At 50.3% G+C, this 22,858-nt stretch carries 15 protein-coding genes, 1 tRNA gene and 1 pseudogene; 4 read left to right on the top strand and 13 right to left on the bottom strand.

The window, feature by feature from the left end:
• Positions 1-119: 119 nt before the first annotated feature.
• The 4 genes and pseudogenes from SIB74_RS08530 to SIB74_RS08515 all read right to left on the bottom strand — a co-directional run.
• Positions 120-3,515, bottom strand: a complete 3,396-nt coding sequence (locus tag SIB74_RS08530) for a hypothetical protein (RefSeq protein WP_413681646.1) — start codon at positions 3,513-3,515, stop codon at positions 120-122.
• Between the two features lie 497 nt (positions 3,516-4,012).
• Positions 4,013-7,837, bottom strand: coding sequence for a matrixin family metalloprotease (locus tag SIB74_RS08525; protein ID WP_413681644.1), 3,825 nt, complete (start codon positions 7,835-7,837; stop codon positions 4,013-4,015).
• Entirely contained in the window at positions 7,837-8,211 is a 375-nt protein-coding gene (locus SIB74_RS08520) for a hypothetical protein (protein WP_063395031.1), read from the bottom strand. The genes SIB74_RS08525 and SIB74_RS08520 overlap by 1 nt, the downstream gene beginning before the upstream one ends.
• 452 nt (positions 8,212-8,663) lie before the next feature.
• Positions 8,664-8,885: pseudogene (locus SIB74_RS08515) on the bottom strand (cob(I)yrinic acid a,c-diamide adenosyltransferase); the annotation flags it as partial.
• Between the two features lie 75 nt (positions 8,886-8,960).
• Here SIB74_RS08515 and moeB point away from each other — a divergent pair.
• Positions 8,961-10,124 (top strand): molybdopterin-synthase adenylyltransferase MoeB, encoded by a 1,164-nt coding sequence (moeB, locus tag SIB74_RS08510; protein ID WP_063395032.1) that lies wholly within the window; start codon positions 8,961-8,963, stop codon positions 10,122-10,124.
• A gap of 123 nt (positions 10,125-10,247) precedes the next feature.
• Here moeB and SIB74_RS08505 read toward each other — a convergent pair whose 3' ends face one another.
• Positions 10,248-11,456, bottom strand: a complete 1,209-nt coding sequence (locus SIB74_RS08505; protein ID WP_156486022.1) for a cob(I)yrinic acid a,c-diamide adenosyltransferase — start codon at positions 11,454-11,456, stop codon at positions 10,248-10,250.
• Between the two features lie 76 nt (positions 11,457-11,532).
• Here SIB74_RS08505 and larE point away from each other — a divergent pair, with 76 nt between their 5' ends.
• Positions 11,533-12,372: an ATP-dependent sacrificial sulfur transferase LarE gene (gene larE / locus SIB74_RS08500; RefSeq protein WP_063395085.1), complete on the top strand. Its 840-nt coding sequence runs from the start codon at positions 11,533-11,535 to the stop codon at positions 12,370-12,372.
• A gap of 305 nt (positions 12,373-12,677) precedes the next feature.
• Here larE and SIB74_RS08495 read toward each other — a convergent pair whose 3' ends face one another.
• A complete protein-coding gene (locus SIB74_RS08495; RefSeq protein WP_156486023.1) occupies positions 12,678-12,845 on the bottom strand; it encodes a hypothetical protein in 168 nt (55 codons plus the stop codon).
• Positions 12,846-13,738: 893 nt separating this feature from the next.
• Here SIB74_RS08495 and SIB74_RS08490 point away from each other — a divergent pair.
• On the top strand, positions 13,739-14,053 hold the full coding sequence (locus SIB74_RS08490) for a hypothetical protein (protein WP_197463247.1): 315 nt from the start codon (positions 13,739-13,741) through the stop codon (positions 14,051-14,053).
• Between the two features lie 149 nt (positions 14,054-14,202).
• Here the strand turns inward: SIB74_RS08490 and speD are convergent, their stop codons facing one another.
• Together speD and recF are read right to left on the bottom strand one after the other, a co-directional pair.
• Positions 14,203-14,676 carry an adenosylmethionine decarboxylase gene (gene speD / locus SIB74_RS08485; protein ID WP_063395034.1) on the bottom strand — a complete coding sequence of 158 codons (474 nt, stop codon included), beginning with the start codon at positions 14,674-14,676 and terminating at the stop codon, positions 14,203-14,205.
• A gap of 27 nt (positions 14,677-14,703) precedes the next feature.
• Positions 14,704-15,801 (bottom strand): DNA replication/repair protein RecF, encoded by a 1,098-nt coding sequence (gene recF / locus SIB74_RS08480; protein ID WP_231905982.1) that lies wholly within the window; start codon positions 15,799-15,801, stop codon positions 14,704-14,706.
• A gap of 108 nt (positions 15,802-15,909) precedes the next feature.
• Between recF and SIB74_RS08475 the strand changes: the two genes are divergently transcribed.
• Positions 15,910-15,983: transfer RNA gene (locus tag SIB74_RS08475), tRNA-Arg, on the top strand.
• Between the two features lie 191 nt (positions 15,984-16,174).
• Here SIB74_RS08475 and SIB74_RS08470 read toward each other — a convergent pair.
• The 5 genes from SIB74_RS08470 to SIB74_RS08450 all read right to left on the bottom strand — a co-directional run bounded on the left by SIB74_RS08470 (position 16,175) and on the right by SIB74_RS08450 (position 22,792).
• Entirely contained in the window at positions 16,175-16,657 is a 483-nt protein-coding gene (locus tag SIB74_RS08470; RefSeq protein ID WP_011826878.1) for a hypothetical protein, read from the bottom strand.
• Entirely contained in the window at positions 16,629-19,643 is a 3,015-nt protein-coding gene (gene ppc / locus SIB74_RS08465; protein ID WP_197463248.1) for a phosphoenolpyruvate carboxylase, read from the bottom strand. Before ppc ends, SIB74_RS08470 begins: the two co-directional genes overlap by 29 nt.
• Complete coding sequence (gshA, locus tag SIB74_RS08460; protein ID WP_063395036.1) at positions 19,640-20,782, bottom strand: glutamate--cysteine ligase; 1,143 nt, start codon at positions 20,780-20,782, stop codon at positions 19,640-19,642. Before gshA ends, ppc begins: the two co-directional genes overlap by 4 nt.
• The gene (locus tag SIB74_RS08455) at positions 20,779-22,299 is read right to left on the bottom strand and encodes an anthranilate synthase component I family protein (RefSeq protein ID WP_063395037.1); all 1,521 of its coding nucleotides are present in this window, start codon (positions 22,297-22,299) and stop codon (positions 20,779-20,781) included. The genes gshA and SIB74_RS08455 overlap by 4 nt, the downstream gene beginning before the upstream one ends.
• Positions 22,300-22,363: 64 nt before the next feature.
• On the bottom strand, positions 22,364-22,792 hold the full coding sequence (locus SIB74_RS08450) for a photosystem I reaction center subunit II PsaD (RefSeq protein WP_063395038.1): 429 nt from the start codon (positions 22,790-22,792) through the stop codon (positions 22,364-22,366).
• Between the last annotated feature and the right edge of the window lie 66 nt (positions 22,793-22,858).

The following is a 22,858-nucleotide window of genomic DNA, read 5'->3' as shown; positions in this document are numbered from 1 at the left end:
AATTGCTAAATAATCACTTAGTGCAATGACTTGATTGCCATCTACTATATTTTTTATTGATTATGTATATCAATTGATTGTCTTGGATATCTTGTGATCTGAGTTGCTCGATCTTAAATTCAAAGAGTTAGCGGATCTTGGAAGACATCGCCTTGCATGTCATTGTCGTTGGCATCTTCGTTGCCATCAGCGCCGATCACCCCTGAAGTACCAGGAGCTTCAAGGGAGCTGACGTAGTCGCTGGAGGCCTCGATGGCATTTTGATTTTTAAAGGAGTCGTTATCCCAGGCTGCATCACCTGTTGTGCCTTGGCTATCAAGCTCGTTCCAAGAGACATCACCGGATCCAACAAAGTTTTGATCGCCGTCGTGCAGTGATTTACCCCAGTCAGCGTCAAGTACAGATAGATCAGCTAGATCAATCTTGCCGTTGAAGTCGGCATCAACGTCGTGGGCAACGCTGGCATCAACAACACCATTGTTATCAAGGTCTTCCCCAGTGTTCTGCGAGGTGCTTTGTTGCCTTGCTGCACCAGCGTTGAGGTAAGCGAGGTCTTTCATTGAGACCCGGCCGTCGTAGTTGAGGTCACCTTGATAGGTGATCAGGTTGCTGGAGCCTTTTTCATTGATAAAGACATCAGAGTCATCTGCCGTGATGCTGAGAATGCCATCAGCAAGATCAACGACCTTGCCAGCATCACCAGTCACTTTGATATCAGCAACAAGCTTGGTTGATTCGCGATCATCTTCTATAAACACACCATTTTTAAAGTTGCCACTATTGAGTGAAGTCTTGCCATCGACAAAGCTATGGCCGACAAGTTCGGCATTGGCATTGCCGTAGGCAGAGACTACGAGGTTATTGCTATCGGTATTGCCGACATTGAGCCATTCTGATGTTGCCGAAACGGTGTCACCAGAGCGGATGAGATTGGTGAACGTTGCATCACTACCAATCACACGATCAGTACCAATGATGAGGCCATCACCTTGCTCCTCAATATTGATCAATGCTTGATAGAGGGTGACGTCTTGCCCCTCAACGGCAATTGCTCCACCGAGATCACTAAGGCTGCTGATTTCTCTATTGGTGAAACCAGTTCCATCGTTGAACTTACGTGAGAAGACGGTTTCTTCCTGGTTGGCTGTGATATTAAATGTGAGAGGACTTACAAATAGACTTCCATCGGCATTGTTGTATTCACTTTCACCAGGAGCTGGATTTGCAAGGCTCTGCTCATCGAAGTCGAGAGCAATCGAAGCGAGAACGGTTTCATTGGTAATGGGAGAACCTTCTCCAAGATCACCAAGGCTTGCCGCTGCAATTCGGATGGTTCCAGCTTCGTTATCAATCTCAACGGCATTAGCAACATTGAAGTTTTTGCCAATTTGAATGTCTTCAGCTGTAATATTTTTGAAGATAACTGGATCAAAGGCAATGGTGATGTCAGCACCTTCTAGGCTGTAATTATCGGCGAGAGTTTCACCAGTGACCTGAAGTTCATAACGCTTGCTGTAATCAATACCGCCGAAGCGTTGATTGCCTACGGTTTGACCTAAAACACCAAGTTGATCAAGGGCAGTATTGGAATTAGCCTCAAATAGCTGGTAGGTGAAGGCTGCTGCTGCATCTCCTTGGTAGACGTCACCAAAACCATTTAAGGTTGCTCTAACAGAAGAGATTGATACATCAGGTAAGTCATCAGTGAATAGATTCTCGATCTTAAAGTGTAGATTATTTGTATCTATGATCTGACTAAAAACAGAGTTTAAATCAACATTTCCCCAACCGTGGTTGTGATTATTCTCCCACCCGCCAGTCGCTTGGTTTAAATTCCAATTCGCATTGGCCTCAATCCCATCCTCCCGATAGTAAATTCCAGTATGAAGGCTGGTTGCATCGGCGTAAACAACAGTATCTGTGCCAATGAGTTCCTTATTTTGGTCTCGTATGTCTGCTAATGCTCTGGTGTCGAAGTAAGCGTCTTTTAAGTTGTAATTACTATCGGAGTTGGCGCTCACATGACCATTCCTGCTGTAATCGTCTCTTCCTTCAACAGTAAAATTATAATTAACACCAACATATGCATGGCCTGATGCTGAGTCTGTGTAGCCATCAATGATGGATCCAAGGTCAATATCTACTAGCTCTTTAAAAGTGCCCCTATCAACTAAATCAAAAACATCTACGTGAGTGTCAAATCCAAAATCAAAAGCAGTGTCACCAGGTGAACTGAAATCAAAGCTGAAGCCATCTTCCCCTCCTCCTGCGGCAAGTTCGTAGGACTCTAATGAGCCAACCAACTTAAATCCAGGTGCAGTTAGATCACCTCTATCCACATGTAGGTTCATCTCATCAGATAAAAATGATCCCATATACATGCTTCTGGCTTCGAAATTGATGGTTGTTTCGAAACCGTCGTTTTGTCCATAGTCATCGAAGTAACGTCCTGCTCTGCCAATCAGATCTGAGACAGACCAGTCACCAATCGCGTATTCAACAACAGTTGTTCCGTCAGTTGTTGTACTAAGGGCATCTCGGTACCTGTTCAAGTCATCCGTTGGATGCCAACCACCACCAGGTCCACCGCTTCCGGATGTCCCTGATGACCAGTCGTTGTTCTCGTTGTCGCCAACGTTCAAGTGGAAGTACATTCCAGGATTGTGGCCATCACTTGTTCTGCCATCCCATGACATACTTCCATGCCTTACGCCCAGCACATTGGCATCTATCTCTAGATTAATATCTAGCTTTTCTTGAAGATAATTATATTTTTCTTCTTTAGTTAGTGATGAGTCGACTAAGACATCCAGGCTGATCTCGCGAGTACCAGTGGGACCCTCTGCCCAGCCAATTTGCTTGTAGCTATCATTGAAATCTTGGCCCGCGTATTCAGTTAAGCCGTCTATGAAATCTGATGTTAATTCTATTTGGACATCTGGACTCTCTCTTAAAAAATCTTTCGCCTGGCCAGGAAAATCATTGTTTATGTTTGCCTCCATACGTTCATGTAGGCCAAAATTATCAATCCTGACCTCATTCGGGTCAATATTCAAGAAAACGCTCTCACCTCCAACCCAGGTAGCACCGTTGGAGTATTGCTGGACTACACCTTTTAGACGATTATTGATGTCATAGGCGCTAGTAGCCATTGGCATTGGATATCCATCGCCTGCACCTCTTTGGGAATCATTCCAATCCATCCATTGGGTGCCACTGTCAATGGATAATTCACCATCTTTGCTGCCGAAGGAGTAGTTCACGCTCCCATTGGACCACCTAGGTAAATCGTCCGTTCCGCTTACATCGACTTCCATCCGTAAGTCGCTGATGGTATCGATGTATTCAGACCAGTTGTTCACCGTCGCCGTCTCGGCGTCTCCGGTCCACCATTTTGTGTCGCCCGTCCCTGATTGGCCGGCTGTCCAGTCGCCTCCTGTGTCGTCTGGGGTCGGGGTCCCGTAGCCGTCTCCTGACTGGAGGTTTGCCTGGGTTGGGGTTGTGGTATCGGCCATGACCTGCCCTTCCTATCTATATGTATTGACTATACCTCAGCCAAGCGTTTCGAGCACTGGCTGATCTTGAAATGTGCGCCACTATTGAGTAAGCATTTTTGCGTGATTTTTGGTTGCCCCTGTGTCTGCCTTCTGTTTTGGCTTCCAGCGCCGTAAAAACCCTCGTTTTTGCTCTTTACGGTCGCCTCTAGGGCAACCAGCTTGATGCTTGTGTTGCGGACTCTTAACGCTTCCTCGGAGGGAGCTCCTGGCATAAGCCGCATGTAACAGTACTGTGATCATATGATACTTGCGCTTTTGTTGCTGGTGCGGCTGCGTTTTGGTTGATAGCTTGATCCAATTTTATATTTAATGTGTTGATGATTGTTGAGAGAATGTTCCAGAGATCTTCATGCCTTGATTTGAATCCATGTTGGCAGGAATGAATGGCTCATATCCGCAATTGGCTTGGGTTGAATTGTTTTGATTTAGATCCTTTTGCCTCGTATTCCTTATCTCTATAGCGTCAAGGGATCTTGAAAGACATCAGCTTGCATGTCGTCATCGTTGGCATTGTCGTTGCCATCAGCACCGATGACGCCTGTTGATGTTGGTGATTCCAAGGAACCAACGTAATCAGGAGAAGATTCGATGGCATTTTGATCTTTAAAGGAGTCGTTATCCCAGGCTGCATCGCCTGTTGTGCCTTGCTGATCGAGCTCGCTCCAAGAAAGATCAGCAGAACCGTGGAAGTCTTGATCACCGTTATGCAGTGTCTTGCCCCAGTCAGCGTCAAGGACCGCAAGATCAGCCAGATCGATTTTGCCGTTGAAATCGGCATCAACGTCGTGGGCAACGCTGGCATCCACCACACCATTGCCGTCTTGGTCTTGCCCGGTTGTGTTTTCAGAAGTGGTTTGTTGCCTTGCAGCCCCTGCGTTGAGGTAGGCGAGATCTTTCATTGAGACCCGGCCGTCGTAGTTGAGGTCACCTTGATAGGTGATCAGGTTGCTGGAGCCCTTGTTATTGACAAAGACATCAGAGTCATCGGCTTGCAGGCTGAGGATGCCATCGGAGAGATCAACCACATTGCCTGCAGCACCTGTGATTTTGATATCAGTGACAAGTTGGAAGGATTCACGATCAGATTGATCAAATTGGCCTTTGACATACCTACCGCTTTTAACGCTGCTGATGTCATCAACAAAGTGATAGTCGCTTAGTTGAGCATTGGCGTTGTCGTAGGCCGTCACTTGAATGTTGTTGGCATCTGTATTGCCAACATTGAGCCATTCGGTTGTTGCAGTGATCGTGTCACCAGAGCGAATCAGGTTGGTGTAGGCCGTATCAGAACCAATGACCCTCTGACTACCAAGAATCAAACCATCATCGACCTCATAGATGTTGATACCAGCGGAATAGAGCTTGACCTCAGTGCCATCAACATGAATATTTCCACCGAGATCAGCCAGGCTCTTGATCTCACGATTGAGCAATCCACTGCCATCTTCTTCTGTATAGGAGCGAGAGAAGACGGTTTCATCTTGATTGGCTTCTATTTCAAAGATCAGTGGGCTAGCAGCAAGGCTGCCGTCTTCTTGGATGCCTAAGGTTTTGAGAGTGCCCTCATCAAAATCAAGAGTTAAAGAGGCAAGTAAACGCTCTGAGGAGATGCCATCGCCTTGCGCTAGATCAGAGAGGCTAGAAGCAGCGATGCGAACAGCACCTGTTTCGTTATCGATGTGGACAGCATTGGCCAGAGGAAGATCAGTGCCGATTTGGATATCGGAGGCATTGATGGCTTGGAAGATCAGTGGATTGAACTTGAGAGTGACATCAGCACTTTCAAGGTTGTATTGATCGAGCAGAGATTGAGCCGTGATTTCGAGTTTGTAGCGATCAGTGCCATCAACGCCTTGGCCTAAGACAGCTAATTGATCAAGAGCCTGGTTGGAATCAGCACTAAAGAGCTTGTAGTTAAAGGCAACGGCCCCTGAACCATCTTCTAATGATGTTGAGGTGTCGTTGATTTGAACAGCCTCAGATTGAGCAAGGAGTTGTTGGCGTGCTTGATCAGAGAAGAGCTTGACGATCAGGCTCTCAAGGCCTTCTGTAGTGAGATCTTCTGCGAAGGTATGAGAGACGGAGAAGTTGCCATCAGCGCCGACTTGATTAGATCCAGTTAAAGAGCCTATTCGTAGATCTTCTTGTGTGAAGTTGTTTCCTTCTAGAGCCCAGAACAGTTCGGTGCCGAGGTCAACATCTGTGGTGCTTACTGTTGTGTTTAGGGTGTCGCCTTCATCAAGAAATGTTCGAGATAAATCGATGTTGTAGTTGGCTTCATCGGTGTCGTTGACTTGTAATGAAAATGACTTGGCAATCGCCAGCCCATCAGCATCTGTTGCCGCGATTCGGATTGAGTATTGATCTTTTGTTTCGTAATCAGCAATATCGTTAAGGATGAGTTGATTGCCACTGATGCGAAAGAAGTTGTTGGCTTCGCTTTCGGTCCCGGATACAAATGAGTATGTATGTTGATCCAAGGAATCTAAATCAGTTGCTGTTAGGGTTGAAATGGTCGTCCCAATATCTAGGTTTTCGTCAAAGCTCGTTGCTGAAAGTGTGATGTCTGTTGGGAATTCATATTGCTTCTGGTTGAAGATGATACTTTCCACACTACTGAGGCTGTCCTCTCCATCCCTTTCGAGAGTGCTGTCACTCACTTTAAATAGATCATTAATTGCATCAAGCACAAAGTTGTAATCAGTTATCTCTCCTGTGAACTCGGCGGTGTCGAATGAATTGCCGCCATAAATCTTGTCGTTGCCTTTGCCGCCAAAAAAATTGTCGTTGCCGTCTCGACCATGAAGAATATTGTTTACTTCGTTGCCTATAATGAGATCGTTGAATGATGATCCGTTGGCATTCTCAATTTCAGCATCTCCATTGGAGTTGTATGCAATTGTATAGCCTTTGAACTCTTCATTGATTCTTGAAACAAAGCCTCCTCCTCCAGGCTGGTTCTTAAGTGTTGCACTTCGCAGATCAATCGTTACTCTTTTTGATGACGAGGAACCATCAATGGTGTCAACTCCTCCAGCATCCCAAATCGATTTGAAGCCATCAAGTGTGTCGTCAATGGAATATATGTTGTCGCCAGTATTGAATGAATTGTTGGCTCCATATAGATACTGTATGGCTGCAATATCAAAAGCCCCAAGACCAGTTAGGTAGCCTTCGTATGTACCGATTGCATCGAATGATGGAGCGTATTCATTGGCACCAACATCGTTGTATGTCATGACACTCCAAGGAGTGGCATTTAATCCATTGTCGCCTGTATCCCATGGTGAATCGACCCCTGGAAATACAGGATTTGTATTGATACTGTCATGTGGGTGCTTTAGCCCTAAAGCATGACCAAGTTCGTGGGTAAAGGTTATGTGGTAGTAGCTGCCTGGGGAGACTGGGTCAGGATTTAGGTTCTCTTGATCGTTATCTGGGCTTGCATACTGATCTTGATTGATTCCTATATGGCCTGAATATCCTTCTGCGCCTGGCATGTAGGCGTAGCCAAGAATCCCACCTGAGCCAGTAGCAAGTTCAGCATCTTCATTGTCTATAAAAGCCCAGCGGATAGCTGCTTCATTTGAGGTGGATGCTTCCGTAAATTTTAGATTACCAACTTCTTCAAATGAATTGTGGGCTTTGATAGCTGCATTGATTTCTTGTTGATATGGTTCGGACCCCCACGTTCCATCGATGGTTTCCTCTTCGTTGAAAAAATAATACTTTAATTCTTTTGCTGCATTGTTATCATCTGGATCTGTTGTTCTCCATTTGATTCCATACATCAGGCCGGCTATGTAGTCATTATCGCCAGATAGTTCGTCCCATGTAGTTGCTTGGCTTGTCTCCTGCCATTGTGAAGCTTCGGAGTTTAAGCCAAGGTTATTGCTAGAGTTTGAGGCACTGTCCCCTTTATCTATGCCATCAGTTGTTATTGCAACTAATCGTCCATCTGGCTGACCTTGCCAGGAACAGCGATTCCAAAGGCGGATGCATTCCTCTGTTGAGATGTCGAGATCGACTGATGATATGTCGATCAAAGAATCGTTCTTTGTCGAGCTAATTTGGCTGTCAAGGTATTGACTCTCTTGACTACTATCTCCTCCGCTTTGGCCTGCTTTGGCGTTAATGATTTCAATTAACTGGTCTTGGTTGTCCAGCCATCCAACGGCTGAGCCCGTCGTGGAGACAACACATGTCATGCATTCACCACAATCTTTGTGGTAAGAGCTTGTGTAGGACTCCTCGAAGCTGATTGTGGAATCGTTACTCATTATTCTTTTCTCACCACAAGTCTTTCACGTCTAATTTCTAGAATATTGATCTCTAAATGCCTTCTTTTTTGGGTACACTCGATGTCTTTTGACTCGAGCTGTAAGGCTTCTTTATTCTCCAAGAAGAATACTTTACGGCTCGCATCTGTTTCCGTGCCGCTTGTGATTGTATCGTAAGTTTCCCTGCTTTTGTTTTGTATTTTAGCCGCAACTGTGTATTGATTCTGCTGGAGATTGTGCATCCTGCCCGTTGTTTTTTGATTCCTTTTAGGACTGCTAAATAGAATGCAGTTGATTGAAACGGTATGCTTGCAGTGCGACTGTTTTGTATGCTTGCCGTCGATTCTCGATTTTTTAGCTATTGGTGTAAGCATGGAGCTGTGTTTTGGGAGGATTCGTTGGTTGATTTCTCCTGGGCTTATCGATGCTTTTGCTCTCACCTTTTATGGAAGCTAGCCTTAAAAATCAGCTCTAATATATAAGTCTATAGGATTGCTTAGTAGTATCGCATATTAGGATGCCATACGGGGCGACGTGCTGCTTTGTCTGTGAAGCCACAAGCGCCCAGCACGAAGTCATTGGCTTGAGTGCCGAAATGGTTTTGTGTTGCTTTTGTTCAAAATATGTTTAATTCTTGCATTATCGTCCACTATGCCGCTTGTCAAGAAGTTCATGAATATGTGGCCTTGCTAGGTGGATAATGCAAATTTCCCTCTTCAATAGATGTTGGTTGTGAGAAAAAAAATAGTCTTTTGTAAACACTTAATAGATCGATCTCTTGTGAATTGAGGCTTTGATCTAACGAAGGCTTCTAGCGATTGGTATATCAGTAATCCACGCCTCGCTTGAGGTCGACGCCCTGCTCGGCATTGTGCTTGTGGCACACCATCTCTAAGTGGACGCCGGCTAGAACGAAGTATGCCGGTTGTTTTTTGCAGCGGCAGGTGATCCATGGCACGAGTTGGCTAGGCTTGTTGAGCAGGCCTTGAACAACTTCCACTTGAGGCAGCAGATCAATATTCAGGTGGTTGAGTTCATCAACCAGCAGTAATAGGCTTTGATTTGTTTAGAAGCTTTGGGAGAGTAGGCAGGCCGATGTGCTTGCTCCCACGCACCAGCCGCCATGCTTCCTCTCGATATCAGTGGTGTTGAGCTTTTGCCCGATGAGATCGCCCGCTTCTCACGGCACCTGACTCTTCCTGAGGTGGGGCTAGCAGGACAGCAGCGGCTTAAGGCTGCCTCTGTGCTCTGCGTTGGCATCGGTGGTCTTGGCTCTCCAATACTGATCTACCTTGCCGCTGCCGGTGTAGGGCGTTTGGGGATCGTTGATTTTGATCTAGTGGATCACAGCAACCTGCAGCGCCAGGTGATTCACGGCACAAGCTGGCTTGGTAAGCCGAAAATCGAGTCGGCAAAGGCTCGCATCCACGAAATCAATCCACATTGCCAGGTGGATCTTTATGAGATCGCCCTCACTAGCGAGAACGCTCTCGACATCATCCGTCCTTATGACATGGTCTGCGATGGTACTGACAACTTCCCCACCCGTTATCTGGTCAACGATGCTTGTGTGATGCTGGGCAAGCCCAATATCTATGGCGCAGTCTTCAGGTTTGAAGGGCAGGCTTCGGTTTTTAATCTCACTACAGATAGCCCTAACTACCGCGATCTGTTCCCAGAACCGCCACCGGCAGACATGGTTCCTTCCTGCGCAGAAGGTGGAGTCGTTGGAGTGTTGCCTGGGATCATCGGCCTGATCCAGGCCATCGAAACGGTGAAGATCATCATTGGAATCGGAACTAGCCTCAGCGGCAGGCTTCTGCTATTCGATGCCCTAAAGATGAGCTTCCGCGAGCTCAAGTTGTGCCATAGCTCCGAGAACTCTGTCATCGATAAGCTGATTGACTATCAGGATTTCTGTGGAATGGGCGATATTGCCCCGGAGGTAGGTGCGGTGGAGAGTATTAGTGTCAGCGAGTTCAAAGCGGTTCTCGACAACGGTGCAGATGACATTTTGCTAGTTGATGTGCGCACCCCCAAGGAAGCGGAAATTGCCACTATTGTTGGGTCTGTGTTGATACCTCTTGATCAGATCGAGAGCGGGAGTGCTATCGAGCAATTGCGCTCTTTGGTCAATGGGAAGAGACTTTATGTGCACTGCAAGCTGGGGGGGCGAAGCGCAAAGGCCCTTATAGCTCTCAAGCGTCATGGCATTGAAGGTATCAATGTGACTGGTGGCATTGATGCTTGGGCCAAGGAAGTTGATAACTCATTGCCTCGCTATTGAGTCGAGCGTGATTTATGTAGGGACTCATTTCTGAAGGGATTTCAATCAGCCCGCTTCAATAATTACCAGCTGCGGTAGGTGTTTAGGTCAGTCAATCAAAAAGCTTCGTTGTCGAGGATTGCCTTAGTAATCCACGCCTCGCTTGAGGTCTACGCCCTGTTCGGCATAGTGCTTGTGGCACACCATTTCTGAGTGGACGCCGGCCAGATCGAAGTAGGCAGGTTGGTTTTTGCAGCGGCCGGTGATGATGACTTCGGTTTCGGCCGGCTTGCGGAGCAGGGTCTGAACAATCGGCTCCACAGGAATCAGTTCAAGATCCACGCTGGGATTGAGTTCATCGAGGATGACAGTTTTATAGAGCCCACTGGCGATGGCGGCTCTGGCAATTTCCCATGCGCGCTCTGCTTCGACGTAATCGATCGGTTGTTGTTGACCTCGCCAGACGATGGCATCCCGGCCGGAGCGAAGATGATCAACAAGGTGGGGATAGCTTTCTCTTAAGGCTGCAATGGCAGCGTCTTCGGTGTAGCCATTGCCACCTTTAAGCCACTGCAAGATCAACACGCGATGGCTTTTGTCTTGGCTGATGCCACGGCCAATGGCCTGTAGAGCCTTGCCTAGGGCACTGGTGGATTTGCCTTTGCCCTCACCGGTGTAGATCTCAATTCCACCGGTGGGAAGGAAGGGAATAACGCCATCAGCCTGAGGCTCCGGACGACGATGGGCGCGCATTTCGGAATGCAGATCGGCTACCTGAACCAGGGCTCGTGGAGCGGCTCGTCCGGTGACGATGATCTCCATGCCGTCAGGTCGGTCGGTGAGTGTTTTGACTACATCGTCAACATCCAGCAGGCCTAGATCCAGCACGGGATTGAGTTCATCAAGAACAACGACTGAATAGAGGGCGCTGGCGATGGCTCCCTTGGCGATATCCCAGCCGCGTTGGGCTTCTTGGCGATCAAAACGGGTAGCGTCCTCGGCGATGAAAAATTCACCCCGACCTGTGCGCACTTGGTCGATTAGGTGAGGGAAGCCCTGTTGCAGTGCCTCAATAGCAGCATCTTCGTCGTAGGCGCGGCCTGGGCCTTTGAGGAATCGAAGCAACAGCACCCTGGTTCGTCGTTGCTCGCAGATCCCCAGCCCGATGGTGCGTAGGACAACACCAAGAGCGGCCTGGCTTTTCCCTTTTCCTTCGCCGTCATAGATGTGCAGTTGGCCATGACTGCGTTCATTGCTTTCGGCTGCGGTCGCGATGCCAATCCCACGTCCTCTTCTGCCGCTTGATGTTTGGCGATTTCTGGGTGTCTTGGATGCTGCCGTCTGCGAAGCCATTGACGGGTCCTCTACGGTTGGAGCTTAACGAGATCGATGGGCTGAGAAGGTGGTTGCTGGGACGGCTGGTGCAGCGGTGTTTCGGCAGTTGGAACCTCTGCCGGAGCGGGAGTATGCCCAGTTGCAGATGTTGCGCAAGCGTCTTGCCAGTTTTGGACGTGTTTGTGTGGCCTATTCCGGTGGAGTTGATAGTGCACTAGTGGCAGCGATTGCGCGGGAACAACTTGGACCTCAAGCCTTTGCTGTGACAGGGGTTTCTCCTGCACTTGCCCCTGAGCTTCTCGATGAGGCCCGTCAGCAGGCTGCCTGGCTTGAGATTCGTCACCAGGAATGCATGACTCAGGAATTGGATGATCCGGCCTATAGCAGCAATCCCACAGACCGTTGTTTTGCTTGTAAGCGTGAATTACATCGGCATCTGGGCCCGATTGCGCAATCAGCCGGTGGAGCTCAGGTTGTGGATGGCGTGAATCACGACGACTTGGGAGAGCATCGACCTGGCATTGAGGCGGGCCGTCAGGCTGGTGTGCGTTCTCCGCTGGCTGAATTAGAGATTGGCAAGGCAGGTGTACGTCAGATGTCACGAGCTCTTGGATTCCCTTGGTGGGATAAGCCCGCGCAGCCCTGCCTGTCATCACGTTTTCCCTATGGCAATAGCATCAACGCTCAACGGTTGCGTCAGGTTGGTCTGGCTGAAGCCTGGTTAAGAACGCTTGGTTTTGCTGAGGTGCGAGTGCGCAGCCAGGGCTTGGCTGCACGCATTGAAGTTCCCGCTGATCGGATTGAGGATGTGGTGCTTGAGTTGGATCGTGAGCAGGTCGTTGCGCATTTCCTTGCGCTGGGTTTCACCTCCATCAGCCTTGATCTGGAAGGTTTGGTCAGTGGCAAGCTCAATCGCACTGGCCAAGTGAATTGAAGGCCTGCAATGGCTTGCAGCTGTATCCCTTTCGCGACTCCTCTTGACTGAGTTGCTATCTGCGGATGATTGAACTTGCTGCTGTGGCTGATGTCATAGGCCACAAGCCTGAAAGGTCGTTCTCGCTGCTCGACCAGCTGGGCGAGTAGGGCAACAACAGCTTGATTTGGAGCTTGAGAGGAATCAACTAGCTAGAGCTAGCTCTGCCGGCTCTAAGGCCACGGTGGCTAACAAGGCTGGCTGTTGAGAGGTCCTATCCCTTGTCGGCCTGCATCTTGATAACGCAGGAAACACTGATGATTGATTCAGTTTTGATTGGAGCTTGATTCAGGGCGAGCAGAGCGATTGCCAGGCGTTTTCTTGGTGCTTGGATGCTTGCGGTCAATCAGGTTTTGTTGGCTATGAGGCTTTGTGGCTAAGGAAGCCTCAAGACGAAGCACCTCTGCCTCACGAATGGCTGTGTTCTTATCCAAGTGCTCAATGCTGTTTGGGTGTGCTGGTGGCAAACCTTCGGCTGCGCTTCCAGCTCGCAAACAATACAGACTTTTGCAGAATCAACCATGAGCATTTCTGCACATCAAATTCCAGCAGCCAGAGAGAGATTGCTTGGGAGCCACATGGGAGGGAGAATTAGCAGTTTTTCCTACTGAACGTCCTTTTTCTCTCGTTGAAAACTGGAACTTGCCGTCCGAGGACGTCGAAACCCTGAAAACCTGTCCTGGACTGGAGGGCATCCAACGCGGGTGCCCTCCTTCTTGGCAGTTATTTTCTCTACTTGCAGAGCAAATGCATATGTTCTAGATGCTTGTACCAAAATTCACGGCTGGCGTTGAGCGAGGTCACTGCTTGCCAAAAGAATTTCAGAGAACCTGTCGATAGCGGTGAAGGATGAAAACAAAAAGTCGCAACCGCGCTAGGGGGGAGAAACTAAGCATCAAAAAGCCCCGCCAATATGCAGGGCTTTTTGATGCTTAGTTAGCACAAACCCTAAATAGATGAGTGCTGCAGTTGATGTGGGCTGATGGCTGCAATCGAAAATATCCAAGACAATGAGTTACCTTTTAAGCGTTTAATCCCAGTGCTGCATTCACTTTGCCTTCCTCTTTCGCTGACTGGTGTGGATGCATCGAAGATCCAGCTTGACAATCTATTCAAAAAGAGTGGTGGTACTGCACATTGCATGCATCCATATACATTGCTAATGGCTGAAAGATGGAGAGTAAACCGAACCTGTGTTCATGTTGAATCATTCTCTCGCTCCGGGATTTATATTTACTAGGCTCTTATCTCCCTTCCCTAAATATCCAGTGTTAGTGGTAGTTGTAGATAAGTGGTTGGAACGAATTAGCCAAATGGTTAGAACGTTGTGGTCACTCTTTCGCTAGGAAATTTCTCTGTATTCAAATACTTGTCAAGACTTGCTATGAAGCCTACATCGGAACTGCTGAAGGAGTCTCAAGAACAGCTCAGTCAAACAGAATTAGCTATCCAAGACCTAGAAAAAATGCTAGGGCTAATGAACAAAAGGTTTGATGAACTGAATGGAATGGTGATTGGGTTGGGGCAAGTTCTTACTTTAGAAGAGAGAAAGAGAGACGATGATCGAAAAAGGGAAGAGCAAAGGTTGAGGTTAGAAGAAGAGCATTTGGATAAGTTTGAGCAGAACACGAGGCTTGACTAGTCACCAGTCTCTGAATCTCAAGCCACCACTAACCGTAAGGTGGATGAATTGGGTAATGTGATTAGGCGTGAGATACACCTTGCCTTCTAGAAGTGCCCGTGATGATCACTCAAGCGCTTCAGTATTGGTTTCAGCAGGTCGCTAGCTGATTAAGCCTTTGGGTGGCGTATTGCGGTCGCTAGAGCTGCTGGTGTTTCCCGTTGGAAGCTCTTTAATGTATGGCTTTTGGCGCCAAGTTCCTGGCGTAAGAGCTCACAAGCTCGTTCCGGCATCGTTTGATCGCCGCAAGTGAAGACATCCACCGCCGCATAACCATTCTCAGGCCAGGTGTGGATGGAGAGATGCGATTCAGCTAGAAGGGCAAGCCCTGTGACCCCCTGAGGTTCAAATCTGTGAGTGATGAGATTGAGAAGAGTGGCACCAGCACGCTTCGCTGCTGTTGTGATCGTGGTTCTTAGAAAGGCTTCGTCATTGAGCTTGGCGTGATCGCAGTCATAAAGCTCGAGGATGCAGTGCTTGCCCACCATGTCGGTGGCGCTGTGATTGATGGAGCTTGTGTTGTCTTGGTAATTGGTGTCTTCCCATCCTGGATTGGGATGCAAGCAAGACAGGGTTCTCTCCATCAAGGCAATAAAAATCAGCTCGCCACCTTAGCGGACCTCTTCCGAGCGATTTAAAGATCCTGCTTCGATGATCTGTGATCGCTGCTGCCATTCATCCTGGAAGCCCTCCAGATGGGTCGCGCTAACGAGGCACTGATGCTTCTCTCCTACAGCCTCGAGCAGCAGCAACTGTCTGCCGGGATCCAGTTCCGCAAGAACGTCATCCAATAACAGCAGAGGGGGTTCACCGCAGAGTTCGCCTACGAGTTCTAGTTCGGCAAGCTTGAGCGCCAGCACCACGGTTCGCTGTTGCCCTGCTGAGCCAAAGCGGCGCGCTTCTAAATCGTTGAGTAGCAATCTCACCTCGTCGCGGTGAGGACCGATCCTGCAACTTCCTAATCGTTCCTCCTCACTGCGCTGGCCTAGGAGTTGCGTTTCGATCGCCAACCGCCAAGGCTCTTCCGCTTCCTCACCTTCCAGTTGGCTGCCTGGCTGATAGTCGAGTCGCAACCGTTCCTTGTGTTTGCTAAGGGTTTCCTGCCATCGGGCTGCAAGTGGTTCAAGGCGGGCGAGAGCTCTACTGCGACGTCGATGAATGCGTGTGCTGACTAAAGCCATCTGTACATCGAAGGCATCCAAGAGGGAATCACGCTCCTGAATCGGGATATGGCGCCACTGACGCCATAGCTGGCTTCGTTGACGCAGCAGCTTGTTGAAGCGACTAATCAGATCTGAATAGATCGGTTCAAGTTGTTGTACGACGCGATCAAGCCATTGGCGCCGCAGGGCAGGCTCGCCTCGAACGAGATTGAGATCGAGAGCGCTAAACCCCACGCAACGCAGTGGACCGATTAGATCCAATTGGCGGGTGAGCGTTTTGCCGTTGCGGCGGGCTTGTCGACCTCCTTGCCGCCGCAATTCCAGTTCGAGCTTCTCAGTGTCATCAGCGATGGCGCGCAGCAGGGCCCGCTGTTCTTCCCAGTGGATCAAGTCTTGGTCGCTGCTTGCGCGATGCGAGCGCAGACTGCCGAGCAGCTCTACGGCTTCGAGAAGGTTGGATTTACCGATGCCGTTGGGGCCAATGACCAGCAGCCGATTTTCCGTCAACTCCAGCTGAAGCCTGCTGTAATTGCGGTACCCCTGCAGTTCGAGCTGGTGAAGCCGAATCGGTCTTGGAGCGGCATGAGGTTAAGGTACCTTGATTGAGGGGGCTTGAGAGTTGCTCTCATATAGCGGCATCAAGCCGATATTTGTGGGCATGTAGCTCAGTTGGATAGAGCATCAGATTCCGGTTCTGAGGGTCGGGGGTTCGAGTCCCTCCATGCTCGTATTTGCTTTAGCTCCCATACTCTTCAAGCGTCGTCAGCGGCATAGTTCAGCTGATGCGCTGATCTCAATTCAGGTTGTAGTCGGTCAAGCAAAGATGGTCAGAGTGCTGGAGTTCTCTCGTCATGCTTGGGTTAAAAGCGTGGTTTTGATCGCTGCAGGAAGGATCCGATAATGATGTTGACTCGACGACTTAGCGGAGTCGATAACTCATCGCTCGTATGCCATCTGGATCAACGATGAAGCCTTGATCCTTCAATGCTTTGAGGGAGATGGCAGGTGCCAATATTGAGATGCTGCAACCAGGCAGAATTCGGCGCAAATTTTCAAGTGCTTGATGCACGAGAACTGCAAGCAATTGTGCTTGCAATGAGCCGGGTTGGGCGACGAGATTCCAGAGGTTGACATTGAGGCCATGGTCGCTTGTGGCGCGCACAAAACCAACCAGGGTTCCTTTTTCTTGTTCAACAATGCTTAGATGCCAAACGCTTCGCTCAAAGGCCAGGGCCCATTGCTCTGAAGTGTGAGTGGCTTCTCTGCAACGAGCGAGAAGTTTGTTGAGTGCTTGAGGATTGGGTGGCTGTTCAAGGTCTAGCCGGAAGCCGGGGGGGAGTTCGGGCTGTTGAAGAAAGGCAAGCAAGGTGGTTTCAACCGGTGTTGCGCATGCCTGCAGCAATGCCGTTAATGGTGAGCAGTGCGCCTCTTAGCAGTTCGCTGCGGCTGTAAGTACGAGCATCGCCAGCATCGTTCATTGGTGGTTGCCGGTTCTGATCACGCAGTTTGCGAAGCAGGGCCACTTGAAGAAAACCAAGGGGCACGATCGTGCGATTGCGAAGATCGACTGATTGCTGTAGGGCGGGATCGGCCCCGAGCAACCTGGGTTGTCCTGTGATGTTTAAGACCAACCGGCGGGTGAGGCTGTACTCCGTTTCGATGATCTCGAAGATACGGTTAAAGGCTTCACGGTAATCCTCGCTGCCAAGGCTAGTCATGTAGTGATGGGCCAGGTCTAGGTCTACTTTTGAAAGGGTCATCTCCACCTTGGAGATCAGCATTCGGAAGAAGGGCCAGCGTTGGTGCAGTCTGCGCAGAAGGTCAAGCTGGTCAGCGTCTGATTCGACTTCGGCGGCTAGTGCTGTTCCCACGCCAAACCAGCTCGGTAGCAGGAATCGACTTTGCGTCCAGCCAAATACCCAGGGGATCGCTCTCAGGCTAGAGAGGTCCTTGGCGCCGCTTTTGCGTCTAGCAGGACGGCTGGAGATTTGCAATTTGCTGATTTCTTCGATCGGCGTGACCTGTTGGAAGAAGGCCACCAGATCAGGGTTGTTGTGGACGAGGGCCCGATAGTGCTCACGTGAACGACCAGCCAGTCTGGTCATCAGTTGGTTCCAGCTTGGGGTGGCATCCAGCTGGTTGGTTACCAGACTGTTTTGCAGGACGGCCGTTGTGAATGTTTCTAGGTTGTAAAGGGCTAGCTCGGGCAGGCTGTATTTCGATGCCAGCACTTCTCCCTGCTCAGTGATCTTGATTCGGCCGCGCACGGTTCCGCTTGGTTGGGCAAGGATTGCTTGGTAGGCAGGGCCACCTCCTCTGCCAACAGATCCACCGCGTCCATGGAAAAGGCGCAGAGCCACACCCTGGCGGTTAGCTAGATCTTGCAGGGCAATTTGGGCTTGATGGATCTCCCAATTGCTGGATAGAAATCCGGAGTCTTTGTTGCTGTCCGAATAGCCAAGCATCAGCTCCTGCAGAGGTTGGACCTGTTCGCTGACACGAGGGAGCAAATTGCGGTAGACAGGTGAATTTAAAAGTGCCTCCATCACTGCTGGAGCTCGCTGGAGATCCTCTACGGTTTCGAAGAGGGGCACCACAAGCAGTTCAGCATGGCCAGCCGCAGGATCCACGAGGCCGGCTTCTTTGGCTAGCAGCAGCACCTCGAGTAGATCGGAAACTGTGTGACTCATTGAGATCACATAGGTGCGGCAGATTCGGCTGCCGAATTCCTCCTGCAATCGGTGCAGCATGCGAAACACGGCCACCGTTTCTGCTGTACTGGGCGACCAGATAACGGCAGAGGGGATCAGGGGGCGGCGAGTCTGTAGTTCCTCTATTAACCATTGCACCCGCTCATTTTCTGCCATGTCGCCATAGGCCTTAGGCAGGTTTAGGTAGCGGGTTAATTCGTCGAGAGCATCGCTGTGGCGATTGCTCTCCTGACGAATGTCGAGGCTGGCTAGTGAGAAAGCGAAGATGTGGACCTGATTTAAGAGGGTATCCAGAGGCTCACAGCTCAGATCTGTGCTGACCAGGCTGTTGCGGATCAGTTCCAGGTCGCTGCGGAATTCTGCTACTGATTTGTAGTGAAGGGCTTCTCCCGCATTAATTAGATTGGGACTGGGGTTGAGGCCTTCTGGTGGGGTTTGCCAGCCTGCTTCTGCCAATTGCTGGTTGCGTTGTTGAGTGAGTTTCAACCTCTCCAGGGTGTAGCTGAGTTTGAGGCGATAAGGCTCGAGTCGATAGCGGGCTGCTCGTTCCTCGTAAACCTCGGGGAATCGAAGCCGGTCCATTTCCAGTGACTCCAACAGTGGAGTGCTTACCTGGCTCCATTGCATGGAGATGCTGAGTTGATCTCGGAGTTTTTGAACGGCATTGACATAGCGCTCCAGCATCAGCTGACGTTGATAACAGGCGGTGCGCCAGGTGATTTCTGGTGTAACGGAAGGATTGCCGTCTCGGTCTGATCCAACCCAAGATCCAAAAGTGCAGAAGGCAGCTTGTGGAATGTGTACGTCTGGATAGCTCTCGGCCATTGCAGTGATCAGGCGACGCCGTAGCTGGGGCATGGCATCAAAAAGCACCTGTTGGAAATAGTGGAGGGCGTAATCCACCTCATCCAGAACGGAGGGCTTGAACTGATGAAGCTCATCGGTTCGCCACCAGAGCCTGATCTCCTCCTCAAGCTGCAGTCTCAGGCTTTCTTTCTCAGATGACGATTTTGTTGGATCTGATTGCAACTGTTGCAACAGGCTTGCAACCTTGCGTTGCTTATGGCGAACGGTATGACGGACGATTTCAGTGGGATGAGCAGTGAAAACTAGGCGGATATCCATCTCCTGTAGAAGGGTCTCCAGCTGAGCTGGTGGCACGTTGAGAAGGCGAAGTCGTTCGAACAGCTCTCTGAATGTGGCTGGGTCTGTCTGCGTGGCGAGCGGTGGAGCAAAGGGGTCATAGGGTTTGTCTTGGCGATTGTTTTCTTTGCCAGAAGACATACTTTCGAGGTAGCTGTCTTCCTCGATCCGTTGCTCGAGGATATTCACCAGTTGGAAATAGAGGGAGAAGGCGCGTGCTGCGGTGATCGCTTCTGCCAGGTCCATCTCTTTGATCAACAGCACGATTGCTGTGCTGGCACTGTTCTCATCTGCACCTTCAAGGGCCAAAGGTTCACTGAGTTGCTTCAGTCGAAGTAGTCGTTCTGCCTGATCCGGTGGACATTCGCTGCGTAGCACCGTTTGCCAAAGGTCTTCCACCAGTTCAAGGCGGTTCTGCAGTAAGCGTCCTGCCTGCTGCCCTTCCCCGATTGCCCTGGGCTGATCGCAATCAGGCTTTTGGGCGGAAGACTGCTGCATCGATGCGCTAGTGGACTCAGGTTTGGCCATGATCATCCCAAAATGGCCTCGGCTTTGCTTGCTTTGAGCTCTTCGGCGTTCATTTCGGCAATGCTGTCTTGAATGACAGCCTCCACAGGCTTGCCATCGGCATAGTTCTGTAGCCATTGCATGGCTTGATTGCCCTTATTTAGGACCCTATGCAGCGGTGCAAGTTGTTTCTCCAGACCCAGATCTCTACTGATCGGAATGATTTCCTCGAGCATTGTCTCGATCCAGGAGCGGCAAAGGATGGGGCTCCCATCTCGCCAGTGGTGCAGGGTTGCGTCCAGGCTCATTTGAGCGACAGCAGAATCATTTGCATCACAAAGATCAGCAAGTTCATCGGTGGTTAGTCGACTCACTTTGAGTGGATCCAGTTGGCTTGGGTTCTGAAGAAGGCTGAGCACGCGCAGTTCGATTAGGGCAGTCACTGCAAGCAGAACATCGGGATCGGTGATTAAGTCGCAGATGCGCAGCTCTAGACGGTTGAGTTGATAGGGGCGGCGAGGTCCGTTTGGCCGTACTGAGGTCCATAGATGACGCTCATTTTGCATCGTGCCAGTGGCCAGTTGTGCTTCAACCCAAGCGACATAGTCAGGATGGCTTTGGAAGAGTGGTACCCGCTCTGGAGTGAGTGGAAATTGCAGCCATCGCTGAGAGTGGCTTCCCGTCGGCTGGCCATCTAGGAAGGGGGAGCTTGCACTCAGGGCAAGAAAGAGGGCTGCTTCACAACGCACCAAGCGCAGCGCAGCAAATAGCAGCGGTAGATCTTCAAGCCCTAGGTTGATGTGGACACTGGTGGTAACCACCCTGGTGCCGTAGTTGGCCTCAATCAAATCGTGATAGGGGTTGAGCGGATCAGATCGTTCAAAGTGATGACTGTCGCCCAGGCTGAGGGTGCTACCAGGAATCAATGTGAGCTGCCGTGGAACCAACCATTGCCGCAGTCTTCGCCTCGGAGCCAACAGGGCTTCCCTCAATGGGCCGTAGTGTTGATTTGGCTCAGTGATGTATTCCAGATTTCGGTGGTCTGGTTCTGTGACGAAATCAGCAAGATCGCTTGCTGCGGCAGTAGCTACGCCGACGTGCTCACCACTGAAGCGTCCTGTGAACAGCTCCACTTCGAACCCCTTAAGTAGCAGCCTGGTATTCATGACTTTTGGGACTCGAGGCAGGCCAGGGCTGTGAGCATTCCCCTTGCCTTGTTGAGGGTCTCTTCGTATTCCTTGGTGGGGATGGAATCGGCCACCACACCAGCGCCTGCTTGAACCTTGACTTGCCAGCCGCCTTCAGGATGGGGCCGCACAATCATTGTGCGAATGGTTATAGCTGTATTCAAGGCACCATTGAGATCGATGGACCCATAAACACCTGAATAAGGTCCTCGTGAGTCGGGTTCGAGCTCATGAATGAGCTGCATGGCTCTGATTTTTGGGGCGCCACTGACAGTGCCTGCTGGGAATGAGGCCATGAGTAGATCCCAAACATCCTTGCCTTTGGCAAGCACACCTTCCACTGCACTGACGATGTGCATGACGTGGGAATATTTCTCGATCACCATCAGCTCTTTCACCGTCACACTGCCCGGCCTGCAAACGCGTCCAAGGTCATTGCGGCCAAGATCAACCAACATCACATGCTCGGCACGTTCCTTGGGATCGGCCATCAACTCTGCTTCAAGATTGCGGTCCTCAAGTTCGTTGCCGCCACGCGGACGCGTGCCGGCAATAGGCCGAAGACTGGCCTTAATGCCATCCGCGACAGGCTCCGCCTTGACCATGACCTCCGGGCTTGAGCCAATCAGCTGCCAGTCGCCGAAGTCAAAGAAAGCCATATATGGAGAAGGATTCACCATTCGCAGACTTCGGTAGAGCTCAAGTGGCTGTTGAGGAACTCTGGTCTCCAGCCGTTGACTGATCACAAGCTGGAACACATCACCTGCGGCGATGTGTTGCTTGGCCGTTTGAACTGCCTCTTCAAAGCCTTGTTGGCTGTAGTTGCTGATGGTGGAAGGTGGAGATTGACCTTTTGGTTGCCATTGCAGTGGCTGAATTGGCGCCAGTGGTTCCGCCATGCACTTTTCTAGGTCTTGAATGCGTGCTTGTGCCTTGTCCCAAGCTTCGTTAGCCGTTTGCTCGCCACTCAGGTCTGCGTATGCAACGGCAGTGATGAGGCGTTTGACTTGATCAATGATCAAGATGCTGTCCATCAGCATCCATATGCCATCAGGCGGATCGTTGTTGTCCCTTAAGTGAACGGGCACTGTGGGTTCAACCCACTTGATCAGTTCAAAACCCCACATTCCATAGAGCTGGCCAAGGGGGGGTAGGCCTGGCAGGGTTGCGGTGCGATAAGGAGCAAGCCATTGCCTGAGGCCTTCAAAAGGGTTGCAGATGGCTTCATCGGTTCGTCCTTCTCGCCAACGACGTGTGAGGTGTTCCCCTCGGCAGGTGGCAGTCCAAAGTGGATTGCAGGCCACCACACTCCAGCGCCCAAGAGTTTCACCCCCTTCGACCGATTCGAGTAAAACCCCAGGGGGATGGTCTGCCCCAACTTTTAACCAAGTTGTGAGAGGGGTCTCCAGATCCGCTGGCCAACTGTGGGCCAAAGGAATGAAATTGGCACCACTAGCAGCCATCTCAAAGAAATGGGCACGATCAGAGCTGAGCATGAGGGAATCTTCGCAGCTGGTGCCGAGTGGTTGAAGATCCCCGTACCCTTCAGGCGAAAGGGACTCAGGCGTCGTAGGTGTTGCGCCCGCTGAATTTTAATTTCGCTGGATTGGCGTTTTCTCCGATCCGGCGATTGTTGACGTTCACCATAACCCTCCCTTCATTGACTTTCTCGGGGAATACTCCGTCTTTTGGATGCAGGAATTCGGTGTCACCACCAGGGAAGACGCGATAAATTTTGTAGTCTTCAATCTTGGGTTTGAACGTACGCAGTTGAGTGCCTAATGCGAGGCATTGTTCTTTGCGAGCGAAGTACATGAGGTTCTCGCCCTCATTCATCTCAGCTGCGCCGCCAGTGGGTAGTTCGAATACCTGAGCTGTTGAGCTGCTCCAAGTGATGGCGTATTTCTCTTCGGTTTCAGCGGAATTTAGAAGGCCCCCGGTGCTCCCTAGATACTTGGGATACTGACCTGTTAACGCCGTTGCTGTCATGAGTAACCTCGAGAATCGGCATACCGTTACTGGTGAAAAGTAGCACTGCGTTTTGTGCCCTATGGC

This window comes from Prochlorococcus sp. MIT 1306, from assembly GCF_047304515.1.
Taxonomy (GTDB): Bacteria; Cyanobacteriota; Cyanobacteriia; order PCC-6307; family Cyanobiaceae; genus Prochlorococcus; species Prochlorococcus marinus_D.
The sequence above is the reverse complement of the archived record's forward strand: the minus strand, read 5'-3'. Positions and strand labels throughout refer to the sequence as shown.

Excerpts from the sequence above, each read along its gene's own strand:
- SIB74_RS08455 (WP_063395037.1), bottom strand. The coding sequence starts at position 22,299 with ATGCTCAGCTCTGATCGTGCCCATTTCTTTGAGATGGCTGCTAGTGGT.
- ppc (WP_197463248.1), bottom strand. The coding sequence starts at position 19,643 with ATGATCATGGCCAAACCTGAGTCCACTAGCGCATCGATGCAGCAGTCT.
- speD (WP_063395034.1), bottom strand. The coding sequence starts at position 14,676 with ATGGAGAGAACCCTGTCTTGCTTGCATCCCAATCCAGGATGGGAAGAC.
- SIB74_RS08520 (WP_063395031.1), bottom strand. The coding sequence starts at position 8,211 with ATGCTTACACCAATAGCTAAAAAATCGAGAATCGACGGCAAGCATACA.
- SIB74_RS08505 (WP_156486022.1), bottom strand. The coding sequence starts at position 11,456 with ATGGCTTCGCAGACGGCAGCATCCAAGACACCCAGAAATCGCCAAACA.
- SIB74_RS08525 (WP_413681644.1), bottom strand. The coding sequence starts at position 7,837 with ATGAGTAACGATTCCACAATCAGCTTCGAGGAGTCCTACACAAGCTCT.
- SIB74_RS08450 (WP_063395038.1), bottom strand. The coding sequence starts at position 22,792 with ATGACAGCAACGGCGTTAACAGGTCAGTATCCCAAGTATCTAGGGAGC.
- SIB74_RS08530 (WP_413681646.1), bottom strand. The coding sequence starts at position 3,515 with ATGGCCGATACCACAACCCCAACCCAGGCAAACCTCCAGTCAGGAGAC.
- moeB (WP_063395032.1), top strand. The coding sequence starts at position 8,961 with ATGCTTCCTCTCGATATCAGTGGTGTTGAGCTTTTGCCCGATGAGATC.
- gshA (WP_063395036.1), bottom strand. The coding sequence starts at position 20,782 with ATGAATACCAGGCTGCTACTTAAGGGGTTCGAAGTGGAGCTGTTCACA.